Below are 26,923 nucleotides of genomic sequence, written 5' to 3' on the forward strand. Positions count from 1 at the left end.
GTTTACGTGCAGCGGGCTCGCTCGCAGCGACGCGGGCCCGCCTTGCAGCTGCTCAGCCCGAGATGATGCGCGCCCCGTGCACGGCCCCGTGCACGTGCACGGCGTGCAGGCGTGCGGCCGAGAGGGCGACCTGCAGTTCGAGCGCGGAGTCGGTGTCATCGACCAGGAACGCGATGGTCGGGCCCGACCCCGAGACGAGGCCGGCGAGCGCCCCATGCGCGGCCCCGAGATCGAGGATGCCGCCGAGTCCGGGAGCGAGGCTCAGCGCCGCCGCCTGGAGGTCGTTGTGCAGCGACTCCGCGAGGCGTCGGGCGTCGCCCGCACGCAGCGCCTGCAGCACCGCCGCGTCGACCACCGGCGCCGTGCCGTCGTGCACGAGGCCGAGCCGGGACTCGCGCTGACGGTCGAGCTCCTGGTAGACGGCGGGAGTCGACAGGCCGAACTCCGCGACCGCGAGCACCCAGTGGAACGAGCCGGTCGCGAGCGCGGGGCTGAGCTGATCGCCGCGACCGGTGCCGATCGCCGTGCCGCCCGAGAGCGCGAACGGCACGTCGGCGCCGAGCTTGGCGGCGAGGGCGTGCAGTTCCTCCTTCGCGAGTGCGGTGCCCCAGAGCGCGTCGCAGGCCACGAGGGTCGCCGCGGCATCGGCGGATCCGCCGCCCATGCCACCGGCGATCGGCACGTGCTTCTCGATCTCGAGGTGCACGCCGCCCGGTACTCCCGCCGTGCGCGCGAGGAGCTTCGCGGCCTTGATGGCGAGGTTCGAGCGATCGGTCGGCAGGCCCGAGGTGTCGACGGTGCCGCCGAACGAGACGCTGAACTCGTCGTCGGGCCAGGCGCGCACGTCTTCGTAGAGCGAGACGGCCTGGTAGGCGGTGGCGACGTCGTGGTAGCCGTCGGCCTGCACCGCGCCGACCCGCATGAAGAGGTTGATCTTGCCGGGTGCCCGAACGTGCACTGCCTCGTCGGTCGCCGCGATCGTCATGACTCCACGCTAACCGACCGCTTCGACGGCCACCGCGCCGAGCCATCCGCGCAGGGTCTCCTTGGCCTCGGCGAGGTCGTCGCCGTTCGGCATGCGACCGCGCACGAGGCCGATGGAGGTCTTGCCCGCGCCGCGGGCCGACGCCGAGGCGAGCAGGAACTCCCCGCTGTCGAGTGGGAAGCGAGCGGTCGGGTACTTCGCCGCGAGATTCAGGGCGAGCGGTTCGACGCCCGTTCGCTCCGTCACCACGGCTGCGAGGGCGCGCAGCGCCGGCTCGACGTCGCCCGCGATCGTGCGCGTGACGCTCACCTCGAAGGTGCCGTCCTGACGCTGTCCGGGCAGGCGGATGCCCCGCGCCTGCTCGTACCCGACGGTGATGCCCTGCGCCCACCACGGGTCGACGCCCTGATCTCGGGCGAGCCAGTTCGCGATCGCCTGGTGCTTCCAGCCGGCCGCGCCGGCAGCGTCGAGCAGTGCGAACCAGTCGTCCCGCGACCTGCCCGTCGCGCTGACGACGGCGTCGTCGCCGACGTTGTCGGCCGATGCCCCCACCGATCGTTGCGTGCCCACGGCACCCACGCTAGCGCGAGATCAGACCGCGCGGGCGATGCGGAGGAAGTCGGCCACGGTGAGTTGTTCGCCGCGCTCCTGCGGGTCGACACCCGCGGCCTCGAGCACGGCGCTCGCCTGCGCTGATCCGCCCCCGAGCACCGTCGAGAGCGACTGTCGCAGCATCTTGCGCCGCTGCTGGAACGCCGCGTCGACGAGGGCGAAGGTGGCGATGCGCTCGGCCTCGGTGCCCGGGGCATCCGCTCGCTCGAAGCCGACGAGCACCGAGTCGACGTTCGGGACCGGCCAGAAGACCATCCGCGAGACCTGGCCCGCCGTGCGCCAGTTGCCGTACCAGGCCGCCTTGACGCTCGGCGCGCCGTAGACCTTCGAGCCGGGGTCGGCGGCGAGCCGGTAGCCGACCTCGGCCTGCACCATGACGATGCCCGACTGCAGCGAGTCGAAGTGCTCGAGCAGGTGCAGCAGCACCGGCACCGAGATGTTGTAGGGCAGGTTCGCGACGAGCCGCACCGGTTCGCCGGGCAGCTCGGTCACGCGCAACGCGTCTTCGGTCACCACAGTGAGTGAGGTGCCCGGCTGCATGATACCGGCGGTGTGCGGCAACTGGGCGGCGAGGCGCTTGTCGATCTCGACGGCGATGACGGATGCCCCGGTCTCGAGCAGTCCAAGCGTCAGGGAGCCGAGCCCCGGCCCGATCTCGAGCACCGTCTCGCCCGACTGCACGCCGGCGGTCTGCACGATACGGCGTACGGTGTTCGCGTCGTGGACGAAGTTCTGACCGAGCTTCTTCGTCGGCGTGACGTCGAGGAGCTCGGCGAGGTCGCGGATCTCGGCGGGCCCGAGCAGCCTGGGGACCGTCTCGGCGCCCTCAGCTGCGTGTCGATGCGCGTTCACGCCCCTGCGTCCGCTTCTGCTGGCCCGATCACGGGCTCATCATGCCACGAGCCGTACACCGCGACCGTGTTCGCCGCGAGCTGTTCGCAGAACTCGTCGAGGCCGGCACCGAGCACCTCGGCCATGAAACGCACCGTGTGCGGCACGAGGTAGGGCGCGTTCGGGCGGCCGCGGAGCGGAACGGGCGTGAGGTACGGGGCATCCGTCTCGACGAGGATGCGGTCGCTCGGCGCGACCCGAAGCGCCTCTCGGAGGTTCTCGGCGTTCTTGAACGTGACGTTGCCGGCGAACGAGAGGTACCAGCCCTCGTCGGCGGCGAGCCTCGCGAGCTCCTCGCCGCCCGAGAAGCAGTGGAACACGGTGCGCTCGGGTGCACCGACCCGGCGGAGGGTCGACACGACCTCGTCGTGCGCGTCGCGGTCGTGGATCTGCAGCGCGAGCCCGTGCCGCTTCGCGATGTCGATGTGGGCCTCGAACGAACGGAACTGCGCGCCCCGACCGTCTTCACCCGTGCGGAAGAAATCGAGCCCGGTCTCGCCGATCGCACGCACGCGCGGGCGCGCCGCGAGCTCGTCGATCACGGCGAGGGCGTCGTCGAGCCCGGTGCCCGACACCCCAGCAGATGCCTCGAGCTCGGGCGCCTCGTTCGGGTGCAGGGCCACCGCCGCGAGCAGCCGCGGCTCGCGCGCCGCGACCTCGGCCGACCAGATGCTCGTCGCGACATCCGTGCCGACCTGCACGGCCCCGGCGATGCCGACGGATGCCGCGCGCTCGAGGTGCTCGTGCACGTCGAGGGGCAGCGCGCCGTCGGCGATCTCGAGGTGCGTGTGGTTGTCGTACACGGCCACGCGGAGCGGCTCGGGCGCCGGCGGGTACTCGACGGCACGGCCACCGTCGGAGCGGGTGCGGAGGTGTGCGGGCGACGGATCGCTCACGCCGCTGCTGCTCCGAGCTCGATCATTCGGCCACCTCGACGCGCGGGAAGAGCCCTTCGAGCGCCGTGACCTGCGTGCCGGTCGTCCAGGAGTCGGCCTGGTCGATGCGCTGCTCCTGCACGGTGCCGGGGGCGCCGAGCGCGGTCCAGAGCTTGGCCGTCGCGACGGGCAGCACCGGCGAGAGCAGCACGGCGAGCGTGCCGAGGCCGTGGTACGCCGTGGCGAGCACGGTCTCGAGGCGGTCGCGCTGCTCGGGGTTCTTCGCGAGGCTCCACGGCTCCTCGATCGTGAGGTAGCCGTTGAGGGCGTCGACGAGCTCCCAGGCGGCGCCGATGGCCTCGTGGATCGCGAGGCGGCCGATCGCCTCCCACGAGGCATCCGTCGCCCGTCGCTCGACGCTCGCGATCTCGATGTCGGCGGCCGTCAGGGTGCCGGCGGCGGGCACCGCGCCGTCGCAGTAGCGGTTGATCATCGCGACCACGCGCGAGGCGAGGTTGCCGAAGCCGTTCGCGAGCTCGGCCTGGTAGCGCGCCGCCAGATCTTCCCACGAGAACGAGCCGTCTTGGCCGAACGCGATCGCGCGCAGGAAGTAGTAGCGGAACGCGTCGGAGCCGAAGGTCTCGGTGATCTGCTCGGGCGCGATGCCGGTGAGCTTCGACTTCGACATCTTCTCGCCGCCGACGAGCAGCCAGCCGTGACCGAAGACGCCCTTCGGCACTTCGAGACCCGCCGCCATGAGCATGGCCGGCCAGATCACGGCGTGAAAGCGCAGGATGTCCTTGCCGATGAGGTGCTGGGCCGGCCAGCGGCGCGCGAACTCCTCGTCGTCCTGCCCGTAGCCGACGGCGGTGATGTAGTTCAGGAGCGCGTCGAACCAGACGTAGACGACGTGCGACTCGTCCCACGGCACCTTCACGCCCCAGTCGAACGTCGAACGCGAGATCGAGAGGTCGGCGAGGCCCGACTTCACGAACGAGACGGCCTCGTTGCGGGCGGACTCGGGCTGCACGAAGTCGGGGCGCTCCTCGTAGAGCGCGAGCAGCTTGTCGGCGAACGCCGACATGCGGAAGAAGTAGTTCTTCTCGTGCAGCAGCTCGACAGGCTTCGAGTGGATCGCGCAGACCTGCTGCCCCTCGTACTCCCCCGTGCCGGCGACCAGGTCGGACGGCTGCTTGTACTCCTCGCAGCCGACGCAGTAGTAGCCCTCGTACTCGCCCGTGTAGATGTGGCCGTCGTCGTAGAGCTTCTGCAGGAACTTCTGCACGTTCGCCTCGTGGCGGGCGTCGGTCGTGCGGATGAAGTCGTCGTTGGCGATGTCGACGGTCGCGAGCAGCGGCTTCCACGCCTCGTCGACGAGCTTGTCGGCCCACTGCTTCGGCGTCACGCCATTGGCGGTCGCGGTGCGCAGGATCTTCTGGCCGTGCTCGTCGGTGCCCGTGAGCATCCAGGTGTCGTCGCCCGCCTGGCGGTGCCAGCGCGCGAGCACGTCGGCAGCGACCTCGGTGTAGGCGTGCCCGATGTGGGGCACGTCATTCACGTAGAAAATGGGCGTGGTGATATAGAACGAGGAGCCGTCGGCCATTCCCCAATCCTACGGGCGAGCGGATGTCCCGGCGTCCCGGTTACGCCGACGCCGGCGGACGCTCCAGTTGCAAGTCACTGCTGAGCGGATGTCCCGGCGTCCCGGTTACGCCGACGCCGGCGCACGCTGCCGTCGAGGATCGCCGGGGGCACTGCCTCCTCCACCTCCATGTGCTCGTGCGGGGTCGGCACGCCGAGCGTCACGTCCTGCTCCTTGATCGCGGGCTCCTGCACCTTCTGGCCGGGATAGCCGACGATCCGCATGCCGAGCACGATCTTCCCGGGCGCCTCGCGCCGGTCGAGCGCGCGGTAGGCGTCGGCGACGGACTCGAGCGGGAAGATGTCGGCGATCGGCAGCCGCGCTCGTCGGGCCGCGACGAGGGCGGCGACACGGCCGAGCGCCACGACGTCGCCGGCGTAGAGCTTGACGGCCTCCTCATCCTCCACGGCGTCCCAGTCGAGCACCGTGAGGATCCGCGAGGGCGGCACCCCGAGTGCGATCGCCGCATCGGTCTCGCCGCCGAGGAAGTCGAGGAAGCCGGTGACGGGCCCCGGGGCGACCGGCCGCACGCGCTCGGCGAGGTCGGGTCCGTAGGCGACGGGCAGCACCCCGAACTGCCGCAGGAAGTCGAATCGCGTCTCGACGCTCGTGCCGATCACGGTGGCGCCACGCATGCGGGCGAACTGGGCGGCGAGGCATCCGACGCCGCCGGCCGCAGCGGTGATGACGACCGTGTCGGACGGCGTCAGCGCCAGCCCCTCGACTGCCGTCCACGCGGTCGTGCCCGCGACGTAGAGCGAGCCGGCGACCTCCCAGGCGAGCTCGGGCGGCTTCGTCAGCAGCTGCGCCTCGGGCACGACGACGTGGGTCGCGTGCGCGCCCCGATCGACGAAGCCCATGACCTCGTCGCCGTGCGAGAACGAGGAGACGCCGGGTCCGGTCGCGGCGACGACCCCCGCGAGATCGCGGCCCTGCACCGATGGGAAGCTGACGGGCCAGCGTTCGGGATGGTCTCCTCGACGGATCGCGCTCTCGACCGGGTTCAGCCCCGTCGCGAACACCGCGACGAGCACTTCGCCCTCGCCGGGGATGGGCATCGGCTGTTCGACGACCTCGAGCACCTCTGGTCCGCCGTGCTCGGAGAATCGGACGACGTGAGCCAGGTCGTGGGTCGGGTCGTGAGTCATCTCGCACCTCCACCGCTCTACGGGTACTGCCATTCTCCGCCTGCCCGGCGGAATCCGACAGGGCTGGACACGGTGCGCCCGCGACCGCTAGGCGGGCGTGCCCGGCGACTCGCCGGCGTGTCAGCCGCGTTTGCGCGCCTGCAGCGCCGCTTCGTAGAGGTCTCGCGTGCTCAGGCCGCTCTCCGCGGCGACGAGCGCCGCCGCGTCCTTCAACCGGGTACCGGATGCCGCGAGCTCGAGCACCCGCGCGAGCGCGTTCTCGGGGTTCGCCTCCTGTTCGCCCGCTCCCCCGACGACGATCACGATCTCGCCGCGCACCCCGCCCTCGGCCCAGGTCGCGAGTTCGCCGAGCGGGCCGCGGCGCACCTCCTCGTACATCTTGGTGAGCTCGCGGCAGACCGCTGCGGGCCGGTCGGCTCCGAACGCCTCGGCGAGGGCGGCGAGGCTCGCGGCGAGCCGCGACGGGCCCTCGAAGAACAGCAGGGTGCGGCGGTCGCCGGCGAGCTCGGCGAGGCGACGGGCGCGCTCCCCCGCCTTGCGCGGAAGGAAGCCCTCGAATGCGAAGCGGTCGGTCGGCAGGCCCGACACGGCGAGCGCGGTGATCACGGCCGACGGGCCGGGCAGGACGGTGACCTCGACGCCTGCGTCGGCCGCCGCCGCCACGAGCGGGAATCCGGGATCGGACACGGTCGGCATGCCGGCGTCGCTCAGCACGAGCAGGTCGGTGTCACGCGCGAGTTCGACGAGCTCCGCCGCCTTCTGCCGTTCGTTGTGCTCGTGCAGCGCGATGAGCCTCGGGCGGTTCTCGATGCCGAGGCCGGCGAGCAGCCGCTGGGTCACCCGTGTGTCTTCGGAGGCGATGACGGTCGCCGAGGCGAGCGCCTCGCGAAGACGGGTTGACGCGTCGCCGAGATTGCCGATGGGCGTCGCCGCGAGGATGATCATGGTCTCAAGCATGACACCAGCCCGCACCAGTCCCCTGGCCGGGCCTGTCCGCCCGACTCGTTTAGGGTTGGCGCATGGGAGTGGAGCCGGGCGCCGCCGAGACACGCGAGGAACGGGGCGCCGAGGCATCCGCTCACGTCGACGCGGAGGCGCACGACGGCGTGGACGCTCACGACGACGTGGACGCGCACGACGCGCCGGTCGAGGCGCGGCGGGGCAGCCGCCTCGACGACTGGTGGGCCAGGGTGCTGTCGACGCCCCGCCGCCGGCTGCTCTGGTACTGGGGCGGTCCGATCGTCGTCACCCTCATCGCGGCGGTGCTGCGGTTCTGGAACCTCGGCCACCCGCCCGCGATCGTCTTCGACGAGACGTACTACGTCAAGGACGCGTGGACCCTGCTGCAGAACGGCTACGAGTCGAGCTGGCCCGAGGACGCGGACGCCGAGTTCGCGGCCGGCGACACCGGCATCTTCAACGATGCCGCCTCGTACGTGGTGCATCCGCCGCTCGGCAAGTGGATGATCTCGCTCGGCATGGCCGCCTTCGGCGCCGGCGACCCCTTCTGGTGGCGCGCGTCGACGGCGCTCGCGGGCACGATCGCGGTCTTCCTGATGTCGGTCATCGCTCGCCGCCTCTTCGCCTCGACGATCCTCGCGGTCATCGCCGGGCTGCTGTTCGCAGTCGACGGCAACGCGATCGTGATGTCGCGCGTCGCCCTGCTCGACAACTGGGTGATGCTCTTCGCGCTCCTCGGGTTCTGGTTCGTGCTGCTCGACCGCGAACCGTCGGCCCGTCTTCTGCGGGAGCGGCTCGACGCCGCTCGCGGCTGGGGGCTCGAGCCGCACTACGGGCCGGCGATCTGGGCCCGGCCGTGGGTGGTGGCCGCCGGGGTCGCGTTCGGTGCCGCGAGCGCCGTGAAGTGGTCGGGGCTCTGGTTCCTCGCCGCGTTCGGCCTCTACCTCGTCATCGTCGACGCCCTCGCGCGCCGCCGCGCAGGAGTGCCGTTCTGGTTGTCGGCGTCGATCCTGAAGCAGGGGCCGGTGACGTTCCTGCTCCTCGTGCCCGTGGCTGCCGTCGTCTACCTCGCGTCGTGGACGGGCTGGCTCGTCACCGACGGCGGCTACTACCGGCACTGGGCCGAAGAGGCGGGCAACGCCGCGACCGGCATGTTCTCGTGGGTTCCGCTCTCACTGCAGAGCCTCTGGCACTACCACGAGGCCGCCTACGGCTACCACGTCGGCGTGCACAGCCCGCACCCGTGGCAGTCGAATCCGCTCACGTGGCTCTTCATGATCCGCCCCACGAACATGTACTTCGCCTCGACCGAGGACGGATCGGGAGGGTGCGGCGCCGACACCTGCTGGTCGTCGATCATCGGAGTCGGCAACCCGCTCATCTGGTGGGCGGCCGCGGCGGCGTGCTTCTACCTCGTCTACCGGCTCGTGCGCTACCGCGAGTGGCAGGTGGGCCTCATCCTCGTCGGGCTCGCCGCCGGGTACCTGCCGTGGCTCGGCTACCTGAACCGCACCGTCTTCCAGTTCTACTCCATCGCCTTCGAGCCGTTCATGGTGCTCGCGCTCGTCTTCGTGATCGGGCTCGTGCTCGGGCGCCGCGACGACCCGTACTGGCGCCGTGAACGCGGCATCGCCATCGTCGTGATCTACCTCGCGTTCGTGCTCGCCGTCTCGGCCTTCTTCTTCCCGATCTGGTCGGGCATGCCGGTCGTACCCACGTTCCGGCAGTTGCACTTCTGGCTGCCGAGCTGGGGCTGATGCGTCGGACGGGCCCGCGGGCACGCCCGCCTCACCCGCGGAGCGGCCAGAAGAACTCCCGCATGGCGGCGGCGACGAGCTCGGGAGACTGCTTGACCGTGAAGTGCCCGCCGCTCGGCAGCTGCTGCCAGGCGCGGATGTCCCGGTAGGTGCGCGCGGCGTAGCTCTGCGGGAACCCGTGTTCGCGGTACTGCACGGCCACACCCACCGGCACCTCGACGAGCGGCATCTGCGCGGTGTCGAACCGGTCGTCGTAGTACGCGCGGAACGAGGTGCCGATGCTCTGCGTCGCCCAGTAGAGGGTGGCCGTCGTGAGCACGTCGTCGTCGCTCCACGCAGCCCGGTACGCCTCGTCGCCGCCGCTCCACGTGCGGAACTTCTCGACGAGCCAGGCGGCGAGGCCGGTCGGCGAATCGTTCAGCGCCGCGGCGAGGGTGTCGGGCTTCGTCGACTGCAGCTCGCTGTACGCGGACTCCCCGAGCCACTTCGCATCGAGGGCGGCACGGAACCCGATCTCCTCCTCGGTGAGGTCGTCGCGTCGCTCGGCAGAAGGGAACGCGGCGTGGGTCGCGAAGAGGCCGAGCACCGACTCGGGGTGCAGTGCCGCCGTCCAGTCGCTGATCCACGTGCCGACGTCTTCGCCGTAGCTCGCGTACCGCTCGTACCCGAGCACGTCGTGCATGAGCGCATGCCACCGCTCGGCGATCTCGTCGGCGACGAAGTGCGCCTCGCCCGGCGGATCCGAGAAGCCGAAGCCGGGCAGTGACGGGATGACCACGTCGAACGTGTCTTCCGGTCGGCCGCCATGACGCACCGGGTCGACGAGGTGCGGCACGATCGGCAGCATCTCGGCGAACGTGTACGGCCAGCCGTGGCTGAGGATGATCGGCACGGGCGCGGGATCCCGTCGCTCCGCACGGATCCACGCGAAGTGCACCCGGCCTCCGCCGACGTCCGCCGTGAACTGCGGCACGGTGTTCAGCCGGCGTTCGATCGACCGCCAGTCGAACTCGCCGCCCCAATAGGCGAGCAGGCGCTCGAGCTCGGCGGGATCGGTGCCCGCCGACCACGGGGCTCCCGGCGTCGGCAACGGCAGTCGGCGCTGCGCGATGCGACGACGCAGGTCGACGAGCACGTCGTCTTCGATGTCGACCGTGAACTGCTCCATGGGGCGACGCTACCGCCCGCCACCGACGGGCGACCGCCGGCGTCGGCGTCGGCGTCGGCGTCGGCGTCGAGTCGGCTAGCGTTGTGAGGTGCGTCGTTTGCTGCCGGGACTCGTCGTCGCGGCATCCGCGGCCCTCATCGCCTGGCTCGCGCACCTGGCGTTCCCCGCCATGCCGCTGCTGACGGCCTCGGTCGCGCTCGGCATCGTCGTCGGTCAGATCCCGGCCCTCCGCCCTGCGCTCGGCGGATCCCTGGCGCCGGGCATGCGGGTCGCCTCCCGTCGGCTGCTCCGGGTCGGCATCGTGCTGCTCGGCCTCAAGCTCAGCCTCGTCGACATCGCATCGCTCGGCTGGGTCACGATCGCGACGACCGTCGCGGTCGTCGTGCTCACGTTCGTCGGCACCATCGGCCTCGGCCGGGCGCTCGGGCTGCCCGGTCACCAGCCGCTGCTCGTGGCGAGCGGCTTCTCGATCTGCGGCGCATCGGCGATCGGCGCGATGGGCGCCGCGGTGCGCGCCCGCGACGAGGAGCAGGCTGTGCCGGTCGCCCTCGTGACGCTGTGCGGCACGCTCGCGATCGCGGTGCTGCCTGCGCTGTGGCATCCGCTCGGCCTCTCGAACGTGCAGTTCGGCCACTGGGTCGGCGCGGGCGTGCACGACGTCGGCCAGGTCGTCGCGACGGCGCAGATCGCCGGCACCGCCGCCCTCGCGGTCGCCGTCGTCGTCAAGCTCACCCGCGTGCTCATGCTCGCCCCGATGGTCGCGATCACCGCCGCCGTCGAGCGGCGACGGGCGGTCGACGTCGAGGGGCCCCGCCCGGCGATCGTGCCGCTCTTCGTCGCCGGGTTCCTTGTCGCCGTGCTGTTGAACACGTTCGTGCCGCTGCCCGAGTGGGTGCTGACGGGTGCCGACACCGTGCAGACCGCAGCGCTGGCGATGGCCCTCTTCGCCCTCGGCGCCTCCATCAGACTCGGCGAACTCGCGAGCACCGGATGGCGCGCCCTCGTCGTCGGCCTCATCTCGTGGGTGCTCGTCGCGGGCCTCGCATACGGCGCGGTGCTGCTCGGCTGACCGGCGCTGCTCGGCTGACGGTGCCGCGCGGATCACACCGCGATGACGACCTTGCCGCGCACCTCGCCCGACTCGAGCATGGCGACCGCCTCGGCCGCCTGCTCGAGCGGGAACACGCGGTCGACGACCGGGCGCACCTCGCCGGCGTCGATGCGGCGGGCGAGTTCGGCGAGGTCGTCACCGCTGCGCACGGCCGCGAGCGGGCGGAGCCGCTGCGAGACGAACGGCGAGATGACGGATGCCGCGGCCATCCGCCGCATCGGCCCGAGCACCGTGCCGCCGCGGCCGGACGACAGCACGAGCGTGCCCCGCGGCGTGAGCGAGCGACGCACGCGACCGAGCGGGCGGTCGGCGACGAGGTCGAAGACGACGTCGTAGCGGCCCAGGTTCGCGGTGAAGTCCTCGGTCGAGTAGTCGATCAGGTGGTCGGCGCCGAGCGCACGCACGTGCTCGGCCTTGGCGCCGCGGGAGACCCCGGTCACCTCCGCGCCCCGACCCTTGGCGAGCTGCACGGCGAATCCGCCGACGCCGCCCGAGGCGCCGTTGACGAGCACGTGCTGCCCGGCCCCGACGCCTGCGAGGCGCAGGCCCTGCATCGCCGTCGTGCCCGAGACGACGACGGCTGCCGCGTGGATCGCGTCGACCGAGGTCGGCCGAGCGGCGACGAAGCGCTCGGGCACCGCGACGAACTCGGCGAAGCCGCCCTGGTCGGACTCCGCGAAGACGGCGTCCCCGACCGCGAACCGCGTGACGGCATGGCCGACCGCCACGACCTCGCCCGCGACATCCCGGCCGATGATCGGCCGCTTCGGCCGCCGCAGTCCGTAGGCGAGTCGCACCGCTCGCGGCTCGCCGCGCATGAGCAGCACATCGCCCATGCTGACGGCGACGGCCATGACGCGGATGAGCACCTCGTCGGCCGCGGGCTCGGGCGCGGCGACCTCGGCGAGCGCGAGCTCGTCGGGACCGCCGTACCGATGCTGCACGATCGCCCTCACGATGCCGCCTTCGCGGAGGGCGAGTCTGCCGGCGACGCGACCCGCGGTGCAGCGGGCGACACGGCGACCACGACGCTGCCGACCTTGTGCCCGGTGTCGACCCGGCGGTGCGCCTCGACGATGTCGTCGAAGGCGACGACGCGGTCGATGACCGGCACGATCTCGCCCGATTCGATGAGTTCGACGAGCAGGGCGAGCTCCGCCGCCTTGAGCCGGATGTCGCGGAGCCCCGTGAAGGCGATCGCCGCCCGCCGCCCGCGGCTGAACCACCTCGTGAGCGGCCACTGCACCATGATCGCGGCCGACGGCACCGTGGTGAGGTAGATGCCGTGCGGCGCGAGCGCGCGGCGGGTCGCGGCGAAGGAGCGCTTGCCGACCGCGTCGAAGATCACGTCGTACGCTCCGCGTGCCTCGGTGAAATCCTCGTGCGCGTAGTCGATGACGCGGTCGGCCCCGAGCGAAGTCACGAGCGGGGCGTTCGCTGCGCTGCACACGCCGACGACGGTCGCCCCGAAGTGCTTGGCCAGCTGCACCGCCGCCGACCCGACGGTGCCGGCCGCCCCGTTGACGAGCACGACCTGCCCCGGCGCCACGGCAGCCAGATCGCGGAGGAAGGGCAGCGCGGTGAGGAATCCGTCGACCGTCGCAACCGCCTCGGCGGCGTCGAGCCGGGCGGGGATGTGCGCGATCGGCGCGTCCTCGGCGATGCACACGAGTTCGGCGTGCGCGCCCATCGTGGGCGCCAGGGTGCCGAAGACCCGGTCCCCCGGCGCGAATCGGGTCACGCCGTCGGCGACGCGTTCGACGACGCCGGAGAAGTCGGAGCCGAGCACGGGGTGCTTCGGCTTCGCGAGCCCGAAGAAGAGGCGGGCGAAGCGCGGCGTACCGCTGCGCCCGGCACTGTCGGAGGGGCCGACGGTGGTCGCCTCGACCCGCACGAGCACCTCGTTCGTGCCGATCACCGGATCGACGGCCTCCTGCAGGTGCAGCACCTCGGGCGGACCGTACCGTTCGTAGACTGCGATTCTCATGATGCCGACTCCTCCGAGCCCGTTGCCATGTCGTGATCGGGGTACTGGAAGACATCGTCGAGCGGCACCCCGAAGATCCGCGCGAGCTGGAAGGCCATCTCGAGCGAGGGCGAATAACGCCCCTGCTCGATGGCGATGACGGTCTGGCGGGTCACCCCGAGGCGCTTCGCGAGCTCGGCCTGCGTCATCTCGCCGGCGCGGAACCGGAGGGAGCGGATCTCGTTCGTCACCTTCGTGGGCTTCACCATGCCGGCACCCCCCTGCGGTAGGCGACGATCTTCGTGATGGTCGAGACGACGGCGGAGAGCACGAAGCAGAGGTAGACGGTGTTCGCGATCCAGAAGCCGTCGGCGTCGAGCATCGCGAGCACGAGTGCGCCGAGGGCGCCGATCACGACGAACGAGCTGCCGACCCGCTCTCCGAGCCGGTCGATCTCCTTGTCGCGGATGTCGCCGCGCGTGCTCTCGCTCGGCGAGAGGATCTCGACGAGGATGCGCCCGATGATCGAGGCGACGATCGCGCCCCCGATCACCCAGAGCATCGTCGGCACGTAGTCGATCTCATGGGCGGGCGTGCCGCCGAGCAACTGCGGCAGCACGAGCGAGAGGTACACCGTGCTCCCCACGATGGCGACCACGAGGTAGACCCAGGTGCCCTTCTCCTCGTACGACATGCGGTCCTCCTGGAATGTCAGAAATGTTTGACATGGCAAATGTAGAGAATATTCGACATCATGTCAAGCATTCTTGACACGGTTGCGCGATGCGCCGTCGAAATGTCGCGACGGGGCTCGTCTCGTCGACGACGCGGCCACCTCGGCACGACGATCGAGACGGGCGTGCGCCGGTGCTATGGTGGGCGACGGTTTCAACGTTGAAACCAGCGAGGAGCAACCACCGCACATGCGCACCCCGGACACCATCGACACCCGGCGCATCGGCGCGCTCGGCACTCCGCGCCTCGGCGGGCGCACCTGGACGGCGATCCTCGCCGTCGGACTCGTCGGTCAGCTCGCCTGGGTCATCGAGAACATGTACCTCAACCTGTTCGTCTACGACACGATCTCGACCGACCCCGCCGTCATCGCGATCATGGTCGCGGCGAGCGCCGTCGCCGCCACGGCGGCCACGCTGCTCTTCGGCGCCTGGTCGGACCGGCTCGCCCGTCGCCGCGAGTTCGTCGCGATCGGCTACATCGCCTGGGGTCTCGTCACTGCCGCATTCGGCCTGATCGGCGGCGGGGCGTCGGGCGCGCTCGCCGACGGGGCATCCGGTGCATCGACCGCCGCTGCGGCGACCGCGACCGCCGTGATCGCGATCATCGCGCTCGACTGCGTCATGAGCTTCATCGGCTCGGGCGCGAACGACGCGGCGTTCGCCGCGTGGGTCACCGATTCGACGGTGCCCGCCAACCGCGGCCGCGTCGACGGATGGCTCGCCGTCATGCCGCTCATCGGCATGCTGCTCGTCTTCGTGCTCCTCGACCCGCTCACGCAGTCGGGTCAGTGGGGACTGTTCTTCGGCATCGTCGGCGGGATCACCGTGGCGACCGGCATCGCCGCCTGGTTCCTGATCCGCGACCGAGGCGTCGCGAAGCACCCGCACGGCGTGCTGCGCGCGATCTTCGAGGGGCTGCGCCCGCAGACCATCCGACGCGAACCCGCCCTGTTCCTGACGCTCGCGATCTGGACGGTCATCGGCATCAGCTCGCAGGTCTTCCTGCCGTACGTGCTCATCTACCTGCGCTATTCGCTCGCGCTCGACGGATACGCGATCGTGCTCGGTGTCGTGCTGCTGCTCGCCTCGGCGCTGAGCGTGGCCGGCGGACGCCTGATGGACCGGATCGGCAAGCCGCGGTTCCTCCCGTTCGCCGTCGGAGCGTTCGCCGCCGGCCTCCTCGCCATGCTCTTCGTGCGCGAGATGACCGGCGTCATCGCCGCCGCGACGGTGATGATGGCCGGCATGATGACCTCCGTGGCCGCGGTCTCCGCGATGACGCGCGACCGCACCCCTGCAGACCGGGCGGGTGGCGTACAGGGCGCCCGCATGATCATGGCGATCCTGATTCCGATGCTGATCGGCCCGGCGATCGGCGCCGCCGTGATCTCAGGCGCCGACCACACCTACGTCGACCTCGGCGTCTCGCACCCGGTGCCCGGCCCCGAGATCTTCCTGGCGGCGGCCGTCGTGCTCGTCGCGGTGCCGCCGCTCGCGATGCTGCGTGTACGGATGATGCGACGCGGCGAGGATGCCCGGGTCGCAACCCCGGCGGACCGCGCATGAGCCGGCGCACACCCTGGGCGAGCGATCTCGATCGCGAACACCCGCTGCCCGAGTATCCCCGGCCGCAGCTCGTGCGCGAGCACTGGCTGAACCTCAACGGCGTGTGGTCGTTCGCGTTCACCGCCGGGGCCGATCTCGCCGCGCCCCCGATCCCCGAGAGCTGGCAGGGCGAGATCGTCGTCCCGTTCTCCCCCGAGGCCGAACTCTCCGGCGTGGGGCGTCAGCTGCAGCCCGACGAACGCCTCTGGTACCGCCGGACGGTCCAGGTCCACGGCGGGGCCGACGGCGGCCGGCTGCTGCTCCACTTCGGCGCCGTCGACCAGCGCTGCCGGGTCATCGTGGACGGCGAGGTCGTCGGCGAACACTCGGGCGGGTACCTTCCGTTCACCATCGACGTGACGGCGCCGCTCGGCGACGGCGCCGAGCACGAACTCGTGGTCGACGTGGTGGACCCGAGCGACACGTCGTACCACTCCCGCGGCAAGCAGGCCCTGCGCCGGGGCGGCATCTGGTACACCGCTCAATCCGGCATCTGGCAGACGGTGTGGCTCGAGCGGGTGCCGACGGTGCACGTGCGGGAGCTCCGCATTCGTCCGCTGCTCGACGAGGAGCACGTCGAAGTGCTGATCGAGGTCGGCCCGAGCAGGTCCGACGCCGAGCCCGGAGCATCCGGCCGCGCTCGCACGGCCGACGCACTCCAGGCGACCGTGGTCGTCCTCGACGCCGGCCGGGAGGTCGCGCGAGCGACTGGGCCCACCGGCCGGCCGATGCGCCTGCCGCTGCCGGAGCCGCACCGCTGGCACCCCGACGACCCGTTCCTCTACGACCTCGAGGTGCGACTCGGCGAAGACCGCGTCGAGAGCTACTTCGGCATGCGCTCGGTCGGCGTCGCGCCCGATGCGCACGGCCGCCCGCGGTTGATGCTGAACGGCGAGCCGATCCTGCACGCGGCGGTGCTCGACCAGGGCTACTGGCCCGAAGGCCTCTACACGCCGCCATCCGACGCGGCGCTCGTGCACGACATCGAGCAGATGAAATCGCTCGGCTTCAACGCCCTGCGCAAGCACATCAAGGTCGAGTCGCTGCGCTGGTACCACCACTGCGACCGTCTCGGCATGCTGGTCTGGCAGGATCTCGTGAACGGCGGCCGCCGGTACCACCCCGCCGTCGTGACCGTGCCGGTGAAGCTGCCGCTGCGCCTCGACGACCGACGGCACCGGTTGTTCGGCCGGCAGGACGCCGCGGGCCGCGAAGAATTCCGCGCCGAGCTCGACGAGACCGTCCGCCTCCTCGGCAACGCGCCGAGCGTCGTCGTCTGGGTGCCCTTCAACGAGGGCTGGGGCCAGTTCGATGCGCTCGACGCCGTCGACCGCCTGCGCGCGCTCGACCCCGACCGGGTGATCGACCACGCGAGCGGATGGCACGACCAGGGCGGCGGCGACCTCCGGAGCCTCCACGTGTACTTCCGCCGCATCAGGCCCGAGCGGTCGTGGCGGACCGAGCGGCGGGCGATCGTCGTCTCGGAGTACGGCGGCTACAGCCTGCGGCTGCCCGGCCACGAGTTCGGGCCACGGGAGTTCGGCTACCGCCGCTCCCGCACGATCGACGATCTCACCGACGCATTCGTCGCGCTGCATCGGAACGAGGTCGGGCCCGCCGTCGACGCCGGACTGAGCGGTTACGTGTACACGCAGCTCAGCGACGTCGAGGACGAGCTCAACGGTCTCGTCACCGCCGACCGCACCGTGCTGAAGCTGCGCGCAGACCGGGTGCGCGAGGTGAACGTCGAGCTCGCGGCGCGCTTCGCCGCCGCCGTCGCCCTCGCCCTCGCTCCCACCGTGGCACCGGCCGCGTCGCCCGTTCCCCCCACCGACCCGCCATTCGAACCAGAGGTCCAGGATGCCCCGCACCATCGTCGAGCGTGAGCTCACCGCCCCCGTCGCCCTCTGCCTGCCCGACGGCAGCCTGAACCCGGCCGCAGTCGGCTGGAGCCGCGTGCCGCTGCACGACACCTCCGGCATCGACGGACGACGCGTCTGGGGGCGCAACAAGCGCTGGGAGTACTGGGCGGTGACCACGCCCACGCACCTCATCGCGCTCACGGTCTCGTCGATCGACTACGCCGCGGTCCACGCGGTGCTCGTGCACGACCGGCGGACCGGGGCGACGCTCGATCGCTCGGCGATCGTGCCGTTCGGCGGCGGGGCGACGCTGCCCGCCTCGCTCGGCGACGGGCCCGCGCGGGCACGGGCGAACGGCATCTCGATCGATGTGGAGGAGGTCGAGGGCGGCACCCTGCTCCGCGCCGAGGTCGACGGCGCACGCCTCGAGATCCTGGCCGAGCTGCCCGAGGGGCACGAGCGCCTCGGCGTCGTCGTCCCGTGGTCGAGGAGACGATTCCAGTACACGGTGAAGGACGTCGCCCGCCCCGCGACCGGCTGGCTCGAGCTGGACTCCGCCGAAGCCGGTCGTGAGCGGATCGAACTGCCCGCGGGCGAGAGCTGGGCAGTGCTCGACCACGGCAGGGGCCGCTGGCCCTATCGCATGGTGTGGAACTGGGGTGCAGCCTCGGGCACCGTCGGCGGCCGCACGATCGGCCTGCAGCTCGGCGGGAAGTGGACCGACGGGAGCGGGTCGACCGAGAACGCGGTCGTCGTCGACGGGCGGCTCTCGAAGATCGAGGAAGAGCTCGACTGGGAGTACGACGAGCACGACTGGCTGGCGCCGTGGCGGATCCACGGGGCATCCGCCGATCTTCGCTTCGAACCGTTCTGGGACCGTGTGAGCGCGACCGAGCTCGTCGTCTTCGGCTCGCACGGGCACCAGTGCTTCGGGCACTACTCGGGGTGGGTGCTGGTCGACGGCGAACGCGTGGAGGTCGACGGGCTCCTGGGCTGGGCCGAAGACGTGAGGAACCGCTGGTGAGCGGCATGAGCGGCACCGACGGGTCGTCCGGGTCGTCGCGCCGTTCGGCGGCGCCGACGCTGAAGGACGTCGCGGCGATCTCCGGCGTCTCGTACCGCACCGTCTCGAACGTGATCAGCGGCAAGGCCCCGGTGAGCGCGGCGACCAGGTCCCGCGTCGAGGCCGCGATCGCCGAGCTCGGCTACCGACCCCAGCTCGCGGCGCGACAGCTGCGTATCGGGCGCACCAACCTGCTCACGCTGTCGGTGCCCTTCCTGTCGCTGCCGTACTTCGCGCAGCTCGCGCACGCGGTGGTCGCCGCGGCCGAGCAGGCCGGCTACGACGTCGTGGTCGACGAGACGCACGGCGATCCCGAGCGCGAACTCCGTGCGGTGGCGGGTTACCGCACGCTGCTCACCGACGGCGTCATCCTGAGCGCGATGTCGATCGGAGACGACGAGCTCACCGCGGCGCGCGGCAGCACGCCGCTCGTCGTGCTCGGCGAGCGGATCCGGAGCGCGCGCGTCGACCGGGTCGTCATCGACAGCGTCACCAGCTCGCGCGACGTGACCGCGCACCTCATCGCGTCGGGTCGGCGCCGGCTCGGCTTCCTGGGTGCGGTGCCGGATTCCTCGAGCGGCGCCGCGGCGGCCGACCTCCGTCTCGAGGGCTTCCGCTGGGCGCTTCGGCTCGCGGGACTCGAACCCGACCCGGCGGACGTGCTGGAGATCTCGCCGTGGAACCGCGACTCGCCCGAAGGCGACTACTCGCGCGAGGAGGGCTACGCCCGGACCCGTGTCCTGCTCGCCCGCCCACGAGGACTCGACGGGCTGGACGGACTCGTCTGCGCGAACGACCTGCTCGCGATCGGCGCGCTCCGCGCCTTCAGGGAGGCCGGGATCGACGTGCCCGCCCAACTGGCCGTCGCCGGCTGGGACGACGCGCCCGAATCGGCGTTCGCGACGCCGCCGCTCACGACCATCGCGCCCGACCTCGGCGAACTCGCGCGGCTCGCCGTGGCATCCGTGCTGCGCCTCGTCGACGACCCGGCCTCTCCGCCGCGGGTGGAGCAGGCGCCGTACCGGCTGGTGCGTCGGGCGTCGGCGCTGTAGGAGGCGACGTCGGGGTCGATCCGCTCGCGGCGCTCTCGGCGCCCATGGCGCCTAGTGGCTGCCGCCGTCGACGAACTTGAGGCCGACGACGCAGCCGACCAGCCCGACGAGCAGGACGATCTTGACCCACGAGACCTCCGCGTCACCAGTGACCATCGCCCAGACGACCGTGAGCGCCGCCCCGATGCCGACCCAGACGGCGTAGGCGGTGCCGGTCGGGATGTCGCGCATCGCCCAGGCGAGTCCGCCCATCGAGAGGGCGAGCGCGCCGAAGAAGACGACTGACGGCCAGAGCTTCGTGAAGCCCTCGGACTTGCCGAGCGCGGTGGCCCAGACGGCTTCGAGCACGCCGGACGCGATGAGGATGACCCATGCCATGACTGATCCACTCCTGTGGCCAGTCTTGTCGCGTTCCGGGTACTGATCCCTCGTCCGGGGCCGCAGTCGGCGACCTGTTCACGATGGTAGCAACGGGGGCTGGGCAGGCCCTGTGCAGGCGCGCCGAGCGGATGCCGCGGCGCACGCCAGCTCGCCTCAGCCGGCGCGGGCGACCTCGATGAAGTGCTCGACGACCGGGAACGGCTCGTAGAACCGGTGCAGCAGCTCCCGCCACCGACCGTACTCGGGCGAGCCGCGGAAGCCCGTCTCGTGCGCCTCGACGCTCTCCCACTGCACGAGCAGCAGGTACTCGTTCGGCGTCTCGATCGAGCGCGAGAGCCGAAGCTCGATGAAGCCGGGCATGCCGGCGATGATCGTCTTCGCCTCGGCGAACGCCGCTTCGAAGTCGGCCTCCCGGCCGGGGACGACGGGCAGCAGCGCGTGTTCGAGGATCATGCGCCTCACGGTAACGGATCGGCCGACGCCTCCTCCCGACATCCGTTGCCCTGCGTTACGCCGACGGGCCGATCCCGCTGCGGCCGGCAGTAGCGTTGCCGGCATGGCAGACCGCGAATACGGCTTCAAGACCCGCGCCATCCACGCGGGCAACATCCCCGACCAGGTGACGGGCGCCCGCGCGCTGCCGATCTACCAGTCGAGCGCGTTCGTCTTCGACGACACCGCCGATGCCGCTGCACGGTTCGCCCTGCAGAAGTACGGCAACATCTACTCGCGCCTCGCGAACCCGACCGTCGCGAGCTTCGAGGAGCGCGTCGCGAGCCTCGAGGGCGGCCTCGGCGCCGTCGCGACCGCGAGCGGCCTCTCGGCGCAGTACATCACCTTCGCGAGCCTCGCGGGCTCCGGCGACCACATCGTCGCCTCGGCGAACCTCTACGGCGGTTCGATCACCCAGTTGGATGTCACGCTCCGACGCTTCGGCATCGAGACGACCTTCGTGCAGTCGGCCGACGCCGCCGACTACGCCGCGGCGATCACCGACACGACGAAGGCGCTCTTCGTCGAGACGATCGCGAACCCCTCGGGTGAGATCGCCGACCTCGAGGCCCTCGCCGACGTCGCGCACGCGCACGGCATCCCCTTCATCGTCGACTCCACGATCGCGACTCCGTACCTGAACCGCCCGATCGAGTGGGGCGCCGACATCGTCACGCACTCCGCGACGAAGTTCCTCGGCGGTCACGGCACCACGCTCGGCGGCGTCGTCGTCGAGTCTGGCCGCTTCGACTGGCACTCCGAGAAGTTCCCGCTCTTCGGCCAGCCCGTGCCGAGCTACGGCGGCCTCCAGTGGTCGGGCAACTTCGGCGAGTACGCGTTCCTCACGCGGCTCCGCGCAGAGCAGCTGCGCGACATCGGCCCGGCGCTCGCGCCGCACTCGGCGTTCCTGCTCGCGCAGGGCGTCGAGACGCTGCCGTACCGCATCCAGGCCCACATCGACAACGCCCGGGTCGTCGCGGAGTGGCTCGACGCCGACCCGCGCATCGAGCGCGTGCTCTGGGCGGGCCTGCCCGGCCACCCGCACCACGACCGCGCCCGGAAGTACCTCCCGAAGGGCCCCGGTTCGGTGTTCAGCTTCGAGGTGAAGGGCGGCCGCTCGGTCGGCCAGGCGCTCATCGAGAACGTCAACCTCGCGAGCCACCTCGCCAACATCGGCGACGCGAAGACGCTCATCATCCACCCGGCTTCGACGACGCACGCGCAGCTCACTGAGCAGCAGCTCGTCGACGCAGGCGTCCTGCCGGGGGTTGTGCGGTTGTCGGTCGGCATCGAAGATGTCGAAGACATCATCGACGACCTCGACCAGGCCCTCACGATCGCGACGGGAGCAGCACGATGACCACAGTGACCGAGACGACGGATGCCGCGGCATCCGCTGCCCTCGAAGCCGGCGACGTCGAGACCGTGCGCCTCGTCAACGGCCTCTCGTGCGAGCTGCCGGCGAGCTCGCCGCTCGCGAAGCTCCTGAAGTCGCAGCGCACCTGGACCGGGCCCGACGCGAAGCAGCGGCTCAAGATCCTGAACGCGGCGAAGTCGGTCGCGATCGTGGGCGCCTCGCCCAAGCCGCAGCGCTCGAGCTTCTTCGTCGGCACCTACCTGCAGCAGTCGAGCGGCTACCGGCTCTACTTCGTGAACCCCATGGAGACCGAGATCCTCGGCCAGCCCGCCTACGCGAGCCTCGCCGACCTGCCCGAGGTGCCCGACATCGTCGTGGTGTTCCGCCGCGGCTCCGACATCCCGCAGGTGGTCGACGAGGTGCTCGCCTCGGGGGCCAAGACGATCTGGGTGCAGCTCGGCATCTGGAACCAGGAGGCCGCGTACTACGGCGAGGAGCAGGGGCTCACCGTCGTCATGGACCGATGCATCAAGGTCGAGCACGCCCGTTTCCACGGCGGACTGCACCTGCTCGGCTTCGACACCGGACAGATCACGGCGCGCAAGACGGTGCGCTGACGACGAGCGCCGCCGACCGCACCTCGGTGCGATCGGCGGCGCTCGTCTCCGGTCGGGTCAGTTGCCCGGCAACACCGTTTCGTCGAGATCGGCCAGGGTGCCCGGGCTCAGGGTCTCGGTGTCCTTCTCGGTCAGACGCCCCGGACCGAAGCCGGCCATCGGGCCCGACACCGGGAGGTTCAGCTTCGAACCGCTCAGACCGACCGTGTAGGTGGTCGCCGCCGTGTCCACGGCCACGACCCCGTTGCGGCTGCCGCTGATCACGAGGCCGAGCTGGTGACCTGCCGGCACGACGACGTCGTTGGCAGCCAGTTCGACGGTGACCTGGTGGTTTCCCGCCCCGTCGAGGCGGGCCCAGCCGCGGGCCAGCACCTGCAGCTCAGTGCTCGAGATGCGCTTGGCGACATCCAGGTAGCAGGCGTCGTCCGTTGCGGTCGCCGGACCCCAGCACGACTCGGTGCTCAGCGTCTGCGCGCCGTCGCCCGAGGCGCTGACGCGGTCCATCACGCCGTAGTCGACCAGCATGACCGACACCTGCCCGACCGGGGCGGTGTGCGTCACGTCGAGGTCGACCGTCGGCGTGCCCGAGATCCGGAGGTCGTGCTTGGTCGTGCCGGTGAGGAACTGCAGCCGGTTGGCGTTGGCGCCGATCCTGACGGCGTTCGCCTCGCTCAGCGACGCGGAGTTGACGTAGCTGGCCGTGGAGCGGTCCTGCCTTCCGAGCATCAGCGTGCCGTCGGCGTGCAGGTTCAGCGTCTGGGTGCGTGCCGAGGCGATCGGCCAGGTGTTCGACTGCTCCCACTGGTTCGGCGCGGTCTCCACGCTCACGGCGGGCTCGCGGTCGATGCCGTTGTCGATGTCCATGAGCTCGTGGTCGAACCATCGGTGAAGGGTGTCGACCCACAGTGCGCGCTCGGAGTCGAAGGGGTCCACGTGACCGAGGCGGGTGAGCCACATCTTGCGGAGCACACCCTGCTCGCCGAGGTCGTCCCACCACTTCGAGGCGTTCATCGTCTTGACGTTGGTGTCCTGCAGTCCGTGCATGATGAACACGCTGGCCGTGACCTTCGACACGTCGTACGAGGTGCCCTCGCGGTAGTCGCGCTCGGCCCAGAAGTCGGTGTAGGCCCCCGTCTCGTCGCCGTCGTTGTCGTTCATCCAGTTCAGGCGCGCCGAGCAGTCGGTCGCGATGGTCCGATTGGACGCGACCGAGCGCGACAGGCTGCTCGGGTAGTTGAAGGACTTCACCGCGCCCTGCCAGCGGTTGTAGTCGTACCACGAGCTGATCGCGCTGATCGGCACGATCGTCTTCAAGCCGTCGACGCCGGTGGCCGCGACACCGTTGGCCAGGGTCCCGTCGTAGGACTTGCCGATCATGCCGGTCTTGCCGTTGCTCCAGTCCGCGTCGACGACCGCGCCGTCGACGTCATGGGCGACCCCGTCGCCGGACAGCCACTCCACCACGGCCTTGACCGACTCGATGTCGGAGCGGCCGCCCTCATCGGTGCAGCCGGTCGAACGGGCGGTCCCCGCCATGTCGACCGCGACGAAGGCGTACCCGCGCGGCACGAAGTAGTTGTCGTAGTAGAGGGGGAACTTGACGAGGTTCCCGTCGGCATCGTAGACCTTGCGCTCCGCCTCGTTGCCGCGTCCGGAGCTCAGGTAGTACGGGCTGGCGTCCATGATGATCGGGACCCGTGCGTTGCCGTCGAGTTCCCGGGGCCGGACGATGTCGGTCGCGATGCGCTCGTCGACCCCGTCGCCGTCGAGGTCGGGGGCGGTGACCCAGACCGTCTCCCGGATGGCGCCGGCGTAGTCGTAGATCGGAGCGGTGACGCCGTCGACGAGCGTGACCGGTGGGTTCTCGGTCGTCGCGGCACCGGCCGACGTCGCGGCACCGAGCGCCAGCGGCGCCGCGATGGCCACCGAACCTGCGAGGGCGAGAATTCTGGATTTCACAAGGAGGTCCTTCCGTCGCAGGCCGGGATGTTATGTGGCAACCTACGACGTTCGAACCTGATTGGTCAACAATCTCGATGATCGGCCGGGCGTCACCCGACCCGTTGCATCGCTCGTTCACGGCGCCGTGCGACGCTCGAGCCCGACTCCCTTCGCGCCATGCGTCGCAGCACCACCGGCGCGAGCACGAGCCCGACGACCGCCCAGGCGCCGAGCACGGCCGCCGTCTCGAGGTGGCGCCACGATTCGCCGATCTCGACGATCGCCGCCTCGTCGGGGAGGAACGAAGCACGCATCCCGAGCCCGAGCCAGTACACCGGGAAGACCTGTGCGATCCACTGCAGCCAGTCGGGCAGGCCGGTGATCGGGGCGAAGATGCCCGAGATCGCGATCAGCCCGAGCACCGGGAGCGACAGGTAGCCCGCTCCGCGCGGGGTCGCGACCACGGATCCGAGCATGGCCCCGATCGTCTGCGTCGCGACGAGGCCGAGCAGCAGCACCCACGCGAACGTGATCCACGAGGTCGGGTCGGCGATCTCGAGGCCGCTGACGAGGAAGACACCGGGGATCAGGATGATCGCGAGATACGCGAGGATCGTCGCCGAGATCTGCACGAGCTTGCCGATGAGGTAGGCGCGAATCCCGTTCGGGCTCGCCTTGGCGCGCAGGAGCGTGCCGTCCTCACGATCGGCTGCCAGCTGCTGCACGACGAGCAGTGCGCCGAGCGCGACGAACATGCCGAGCGCTCCCGGCAGGATGATGGTGCCGAGCCGGTAGCCGGTGCTCCCGATCGCGATGTCGCGGAGGAAGAAGACGGCGGCCAGCGTGGCCACCGGCCAGAGCAGCTGGTTCACGAGCTCCATGCCGGTGAACGCCTGCCGGAGCTCGATCAGGCCGCGCCCGAGACCGGCGCGGAGGGCGGGCGCAACAGCCGTCATCGGGATGCCCCGTCCGGTTCCGGCGCAACCTCGGCCGGGTGGGCCGCGGCCTGTTCGGTGTTCCGCACGAGTGCCAGATAGGCGTCTTCGAGCGTCGCCCGGCGGATCTCGAGCTCGCGGATCGAGTTCCCGTCACGCGCGAACAGCCCACGCGCGAAGGCGGTCGAGTCCGGGACGTGGCGTACCTGGCGAGCTCCTCCGTGAACCCAGCTCACCTCGTCGTGGCCCGCGATCTGCCGCGTCAGTTGCGACGGGGTGCCGTCGGCGACGATCCCGCCCTCGGCGAGGATGATGATGCGGTCCGCGAGCTTCTCCGCCTCGTCGAGATCGTGCGTCGTGATGAGCACCGTGGCCTCGAACTCGTCGCGGATCCGCCGGACCAGCGCGTGGAAGTCGCGTCGCGCCTTCGGATCGAGGCCCGTCGTCGGTTCGTCGAGGAAGACCAGTTCGGGGCGGCCCACGAGTCCGATCGCGACGTCGAGCCGTCGCCGCTGGCCGCCCGAGAGCACCTTGATCGACCGATCGGCCTGTTCGGCCAATCCGACCGCGGCGAGGAGGTCGTCGACATCCCACGGCCGACGGATCGCCGGCGTCGAGTAGGGCGCGTAGAGCGAGCCCTGGAACGCGAGGAGCTCGCGCACACGCCATTTCGGGTGGTCGCGCCATGATTGCAGCACGATGCCCATGCGAGCGCGCCAGTGCTCGGTGCCGCGCGCCGGGTCGACGCCCAGCACATCGACGCGGCCGGCCGACCGCATCCGGAAGCCCTCGAGGATCTCGATCGTCGACGTCTTGCCCGCCCCGTTCGGGCCGAGCAGGGCCAGCACCTCACCCCGACGCACCTGGAACGACACCCCGTGCAGCACTTCGGTCGTGCCGTACCGCAGTCGGAGGCCATCGACCTCGATCGAGAGGCCGCCGGAATCCGGCATCGTCTCCTCACCCGCGAAGCTCGCCCGGTCCACGCGGTTCGGCATCGTCAGGCTCGTCCGAGGGCGTCGATGAGTGCGGCCCGGTCGACGCCTGCATAGGCGAGTGCCCGGGGCACGGTACCGAGGTCGGCCCGGAGGATTCCGACGAGCGCGTCGCCGACCGCGAGTCGTTCGCGCTCGGCACGGCCGCGTTTCCGATGGGTCTTGAAGTCGGCACGACGCAGCGCTTCGCGCACCGTGGCCCCCCACGTCGGACGCGACTGCCGAGTGGCGGCCAATCGGTCCTCGGCGACGGGTTCGATGCCCGCTGCGCGCAACGATCGTTCGCGTTCGCCGCGGAGCGCGGCTTCCACGCCGTCGTGGTCGAGACCGAACTCGGCGAGCGTGCGCCCAGCCGCGTCGTGGCCGGCCGAGATCGCGAGCAGCAGGTGCTCGGCCTCGACGCTGGCCGCGCCGCGTCGGATCGCCTCGTCGATCGAGGAGATGATGACCTCCTTCAGCGTCGGGTCGAGCGCGTCGTCGTCCAAACGATCAGGCATTGCGCCTCCTCAGTTCGATGCCGGCGAGTTCGAGCCGGCGGTGGTGCTTCTTGTGCACGGCCTGCCGGGTAACCCCGAGCGCCTCGGCGACCTGCGTCCAGCTCCAGCCGGCGCGCATGGCGCGTTCGACGGCGGCGTCCTCGAGTCGGTCGGCGAGTTCGCGCAGGGCGACGACGGCGGCCAGGTCGTCGGCCTCGACCCCGGTGGGGTCCGGACTCTGCTGCTTCGGAGGCGTCATAGAAGCAACCTAGGTTGCCTATTCTCGTTTGTCAAC

The 26,923-nt window shown here is 71.0% G+C and carries 27 protein-coding genes and 1 riboswitch; of the genes, 8 read left to right on the forward strand and 19 right to left on the reverse strand.

Annotated elements, in window-relative coordinates; all coding sequences use genetic code 11:
• Positions 1-52: 52 nt before the first annotated feature.
• From ASD23_RS18240 to rsmI, 7 genes are all read right to left on the reverse strand, one after another.
• Complete coding sequence (locus ASD23_RS18240) at positions 53-985, reverse strand: 4-(cytidine 5'-diphospho)-2-C-methyl-D-erythritol kinase (protein WP_056014816.1); 933 nt, start codon at positions 983-985, stop codon at positions 53-55.
• Positions 986-994: 9 nt separating this feature from the next.
• The gene (locus tag ASD23_RS18245) at positions 995-1,555 is read right to left on the reverse strand and encodes a hypothetical protein (RefSeq protein ID WP_157377160.1); all 561 of its coding nucleotides are present in this window, start codon (positions 1,553-1,555) and stop codon (positions 995-997) included.
• A 21-nt stretch (positions 1,556-1,576) separates the two neighbouring features.
• Positions 1,577-2,449, reverse strand: coding sequence for a 16S rRNA (adenine(1518)-N(6)/adenine(1519)-N(6))-dimethyltransferase RsmA (rsmA, locus tag ASD23_RS18250; protein ID WP_056014820.1), 873 nt, complete (start codon positions 2,447-2,449; stop codon positions 1,577-1,579).
• Positions 2,446-3,384: a TatD family hydrolase gene (locus tag ASD23_RS18255; RefSeq protein ID WP_056014822.1), complete on the reverse strand. Its 939-nt coding sequence runs from the start codon at positions 3,382-3,384 to the stop codon at positions 2,446-2,448. Before ASD23_RS18255 ends, rsmA begins: the two co-directional genes overlap by 4 nt.
• A 22-nt stretch (positions 3,385-3,406) precedes the next feature.
• Positions 3,407-4,966 carry a methionine--tRNA ligase gene (gene metG / locus ASD23_RS18260; protein ID WP_056014824.1) on the reverse strand — a complete coding sequence of 520 codons (1,560 nt, stop codon included), beginning with the start codon at positions 4,964-4,966 and terminating at the stop codon, positions 3,407-3,409.
• 74 nt (positions 4,967-5,040) lie between these two features.
• On the reverse strand, positions 5,041-6,153 hold the full coding sequence (locus ASD23_RS18265) for an NADP-dependent oxidoreductase (protein WP_082571643.1): 1,113 nt from the start codon (positions 6,151-6,153) through the stop codon (positions 5,041-5,043).
• A 120-nt stretch (positions 6,154-6,273) separates the two neighbouring features.
• A complete protein-coding gene (gene rsmI / locus ASD23_RS18270) occupies positions 6,274-7,098 on the reverse strand; it encodes a 16S rRNA (cytidine(1402)-2'-O)-methyltransferase (protein ID WP_056014825.1) in 825 nt (274 codons plus the stop codon).
• A 74-nt stretch (positions 7,099-7,172) separates the two neighbouring features.
• Between rsmI and ASD23_RS18275 the strand changes: the two genes are divergently transcribed.
• Positions 7,173-8,870 (forward strand): dolichyl-phosphate-mannose--protein mannosyltransferase, encoded by a 1,698-nt coding sequence (locus tag ASD23_RS18275; protein WP_082571644.1) that lies wholly within the window; start codon positions 7,173-7,175, stop codon positions 8,868-8,870.
• Between the two features lie 31 nt (positions 8,871-8,901).
• Here the strand turns inward: ASD23_RS18275 and ASD23_RS18280 are convergent, their stop codons facing one another.
• Positions 8,902-10,038 carry an epoxide hydrolase family protein gene (locus ASD23_RS18280; protein ID WP_056014827.1) on the reverse strand — a complete coding sequence of 379 codons (1,137 nt, stop codon included), beginning with the start codon at positions 10,036-10,038 and terminating at the stop codon, positions 8,902-8,904.
• 88 nt (positions 10,039-10,126) lie between these two features.
• Here ASD23_RS18280 and ASD23_RS18285 point away from each other — a divergent pair, with 88 nt between their 5' ends.
• Positions 10,127-11,107 (forward strand): YeiH family protein, encoded by a 981-nt coding sequence (locus ASD23_RS18285; protein WP_056014829.1) that lies wholly within the window; start codon positions 10,127-10,129, stop codon positions 11,105-11,107.
• Between the two features lie 32 nt (positions 11,108-11,139).
• On the opposite strand, the gene ASD23_RS18290 is transcribed toward ASD23_RS18285, so the two are convergent.
• Genes ASD23_RS18290 through ASD23_RS18305 form a run of 4 tightly spaced genes read right to left on the reverse strand, consistent with a single transcriptional unit; the run spans position 11,140 to position 13,809 of the window.
• Complete coding sequence (locus tag ASD23_RS18290) at positions 11,140-12,105, reverse strand: NAD(P)-dependent alcohol dehydrogenase (RefSeq protein ID WP_056014831.1); 966 nt, start codon at positions 12,103-12,105, stop codon at positions 11,140-11,142.
• The gene (locus tag ASD23_RS18295) at positions 12,102-13,136 is read right to left on the reverse strand and encodes an NAD(P)-dependent alcohol dehydrogenase (protein ID WP_082571645.1); all 1,035 of its coding nucleotides are present in this window, start codon (positions 13,134-13,136) and stop codon (positions 12,102-12,104) included. Before ASD23_RS18295 ends, ASD23_RS18290 begins: the two co-directional genes overlap by 4 nt.
• The gene (locus ASD23_RS18300) at positions 13,133-13,384 is read right to left on the reverse strand and encodes a helix-turn-helix transcriptional regulator (RefSeq protein WP_056014836.1); all 252 of its coding nucleotides are present in this window, start codon (positions 13,382-13,384) and stop codon (positions 13,133-13,135) included. The genes ASD23_RS18295 and ASD23_RS18300 overlap by 4 nt, the downstream gene beginning before the upstream one ends.
• The gene (locus ASD23_RS18305; RefSeq protein WP_056014838.1) at positions 13,378-13,809 is read right to left on the reverse strand and encodes a hypothetical protein; all 432 of its coding nucleotides are present in this window, start codon (positions 13,807-13,809) and stop codon (positions 13,378-13,380) included. The genes ASD23_RS18300 and ASD23_RS18305 overlap by 7 nt, the downstream gene beginning before the upstream one ends.
• Before the next feature lie 229 nt (positions 13,810-14,038).
• Between ASD23_RS18305 and ASD23_RS18310 the strand changes: the two genes are divergently transcribed.
• Genes ASD23_RS18310 through ASD23_RS18325 form a run of 4 tightly spaced genes read left to right on the forward strand, consistent with a single transcriptional unit; the run spans position 14,039 to position 19,434 of the window.
• On the forward strand, positions 14,039-15,418 hold the full coding sequence (locus ASD23_RS18310; RefSeq protein ID WP_082571647.1) for an MFS transporter: 1,380 nt from the start codon (positions 14,039-14,041) through the stop codon (positions 15,416-15,418).
• Entirely contained in the window at positions 15,415-17,343 is a 1,929-nt protein-coding gene (locus ASD23_RS18315; RefSeq protein ID WP_082571648.1) for a glycoside hydrolase family 2 protein, read from the forward strand. Before ASD23_RS18310 ends, ASD23_RS18315 begins: the two co-directional genes overlap by 4 nt.
• The gene (locus ASD23_RS18320; protein WP_056014840.1) at positions 17,318-18,343 is read left to right on the forward strand and encodes a DUF2804 domain-containing protein; all 1,026 of its coding nucleotides are present in this window, start codon (positions 17,318-17,320) and stop codon (positions 18,341-18,343) included. The genes ASD23_RS18315 and ASD23_RS18320 overlap by 26 nt, the downstream gene beginning before the upstream one ends.
• A gap of 5 nt (positions 18,344-18,348) precedes the next feature.
• Positions 18,349-19,434, forward strand: a complete 1,086-nt coding sequence (locus ASD23_RS18325) for a LacI family DNA-binding transcriptional regulator (protein ID WP_056015043.1) — start codon at positions 18,349-18,351, stop codon at positions 19,432-19,434.
• A gap of 51 nt (positions 19,435-19,485) precedes the next feature.
• Here ASD23_RS18325 and ASD23_RS18330 read toward each other — a convergent pair whose 3' ends face one another.
• Positions 19,486-19,812: a DMT family transporter gene (locus ASD23_RS18330; protein ID WP_056014842.1), complete on the reverse strand. Its 327-nt coding sequence runs from the start codon at positions 19,810-19,812 to the stop codon at positions 19,486-19,488.
• 14 nt (positions 19,813-19,826) lie between these two features.
• Positions 19,827-19,891: riboswitch (guanidine-III (ykkC-III) riboswitch) on the reverse strand.
• Between the two features lie 77 nt (positions 19,892-19,968).
• Positions 19,969-20,268, reverse strand: a complete 300-nt coding sequence (locus ASD23_RS18335; protein WP_056014844.1) for an antibiotic biosynthesis monooxygenase family protein — start codon at positions 20,266-20,268, stop codon at positions 19,969-19,971.
• A 103-nt stretch (positions 20,269-20,371) separates the two neighbouring features.
• Between ASD23_RS18335 and ASD23_RS18340 the strand changes: the two genes are divergently transcribed.
• Both ASD23_RS18340 and ASD23_RS18345 read left to right on the forward strand, forming a co-directional pair.
• Positions 20,372-21,667, forward strand: a complete 1,296-nt coding sequence (locus tag ASD23_RS18340; protein ID WP_056014846.1) for an O-acetylhomoserine aminocarboxypropyltransferase/cysteine synthase family protein — start codon at positions 20,372-20,374, stop codon at positions 21,665-21,667.
• The gene (locus ASD23_RS18345) at positions 21,664-22,281 is read left to right on the forward strand and encodes a CoA-binding protein (RefSeq protein ID WP_056014848.1); all 618 of its coding nucleotides are present in this window, start codon (positions 21,664-21,666) and stop codon (positions 22,279-22,281) included. Before ASD23_RS18340 ends, ASD23_RS18345 begins: the two co-directional genes overlap by 4 nt.
• A 57-nt stretch (positions 22,282-22,338) precedes the next feature.
• Here ASD23_RS18345 and ASD23_RS18350 read toward each other — a convergent pair whose 3' ends face one another.
• From ASD23_RS18350 to ASD23_RS18370, 5 genes are all read right to left on the reverse strand, one after another.
• A complete protein-coding gene (locus ASD23_RS18350; protein WP_162248764.1) occupies positions 22,339-24,240 on the reverse strand; it encodes a CocE/NonD family hydrolase in 1,902 nt (633 codons plus the stop codon).
• Between the two features lie 92 nt (positions 24,241-24,332).
• On the reverse strand, positions 24,333-25,178 hold the full coding sequence (locus ASD23_RS18355; RefSeq protein ID WP_056014852.1) for an ABC transporter permease: 846 nt from the start codon (positions 25,176-25,178) through the stop codon (positions 24,333-24,335).
• Positions 25,175-26,155 carry an ABC transporter ATP-binding protein gene (locus tag ASD23_RS18360; protein ID WP_235507811.1) on the reverse strand — a complete coding sequence of 327 codons (981 nt, stop codon included), beginning with the start codon at positions 26,153-26,155 and terminating at the stop codon, positions 25,175-25,177. The genes ASD23_RS18355 and ASD23_RS18360 overlap by 4 nt, the downstream gene beginning before the upstream one ends.
• Positions 26,156-26,157: 2 nt before the next feature.
• Positions 26,158-26,649 (reverse strand): Clp protease N-terminal domain-containing protein, encoded by a 492-nt coding sequence (locus ASD23_RS18365; protein ID WP_082571651.1) that lies wholly within the window; start codon positions 26,647-26,649, stop codon positions 26,158-26,160.
• Positions 26,642-26,887 carry a hypothetical protein gene (locus ASD23_RS18370; RefSeq protein ID WP_056014856.1) on the reverse strand — a complete coding sequence of 82 codons (246 nt, stop codon included), beginning with the start codon at positions 26,885-26,887 and terminating at the stop codon, positions 26,642-26,644. Before ASD23_RS18370 ends, ASD23_RS18365 begins: the two co-directional genes overlap by 8 nt.
• Positions 26,888-26,923: the final 36 nt, after the last annotated feature.

Origin of the sequence: Agromyces sp. Root1464 (assembly GCF_001427265.1) — a bacterium.
Lineage (GTDB): Bacteria > Actinomycetota > Actinomycetes > Actinomycetales > Microbacteriaceae > Agromyces > Agromyces fucosus.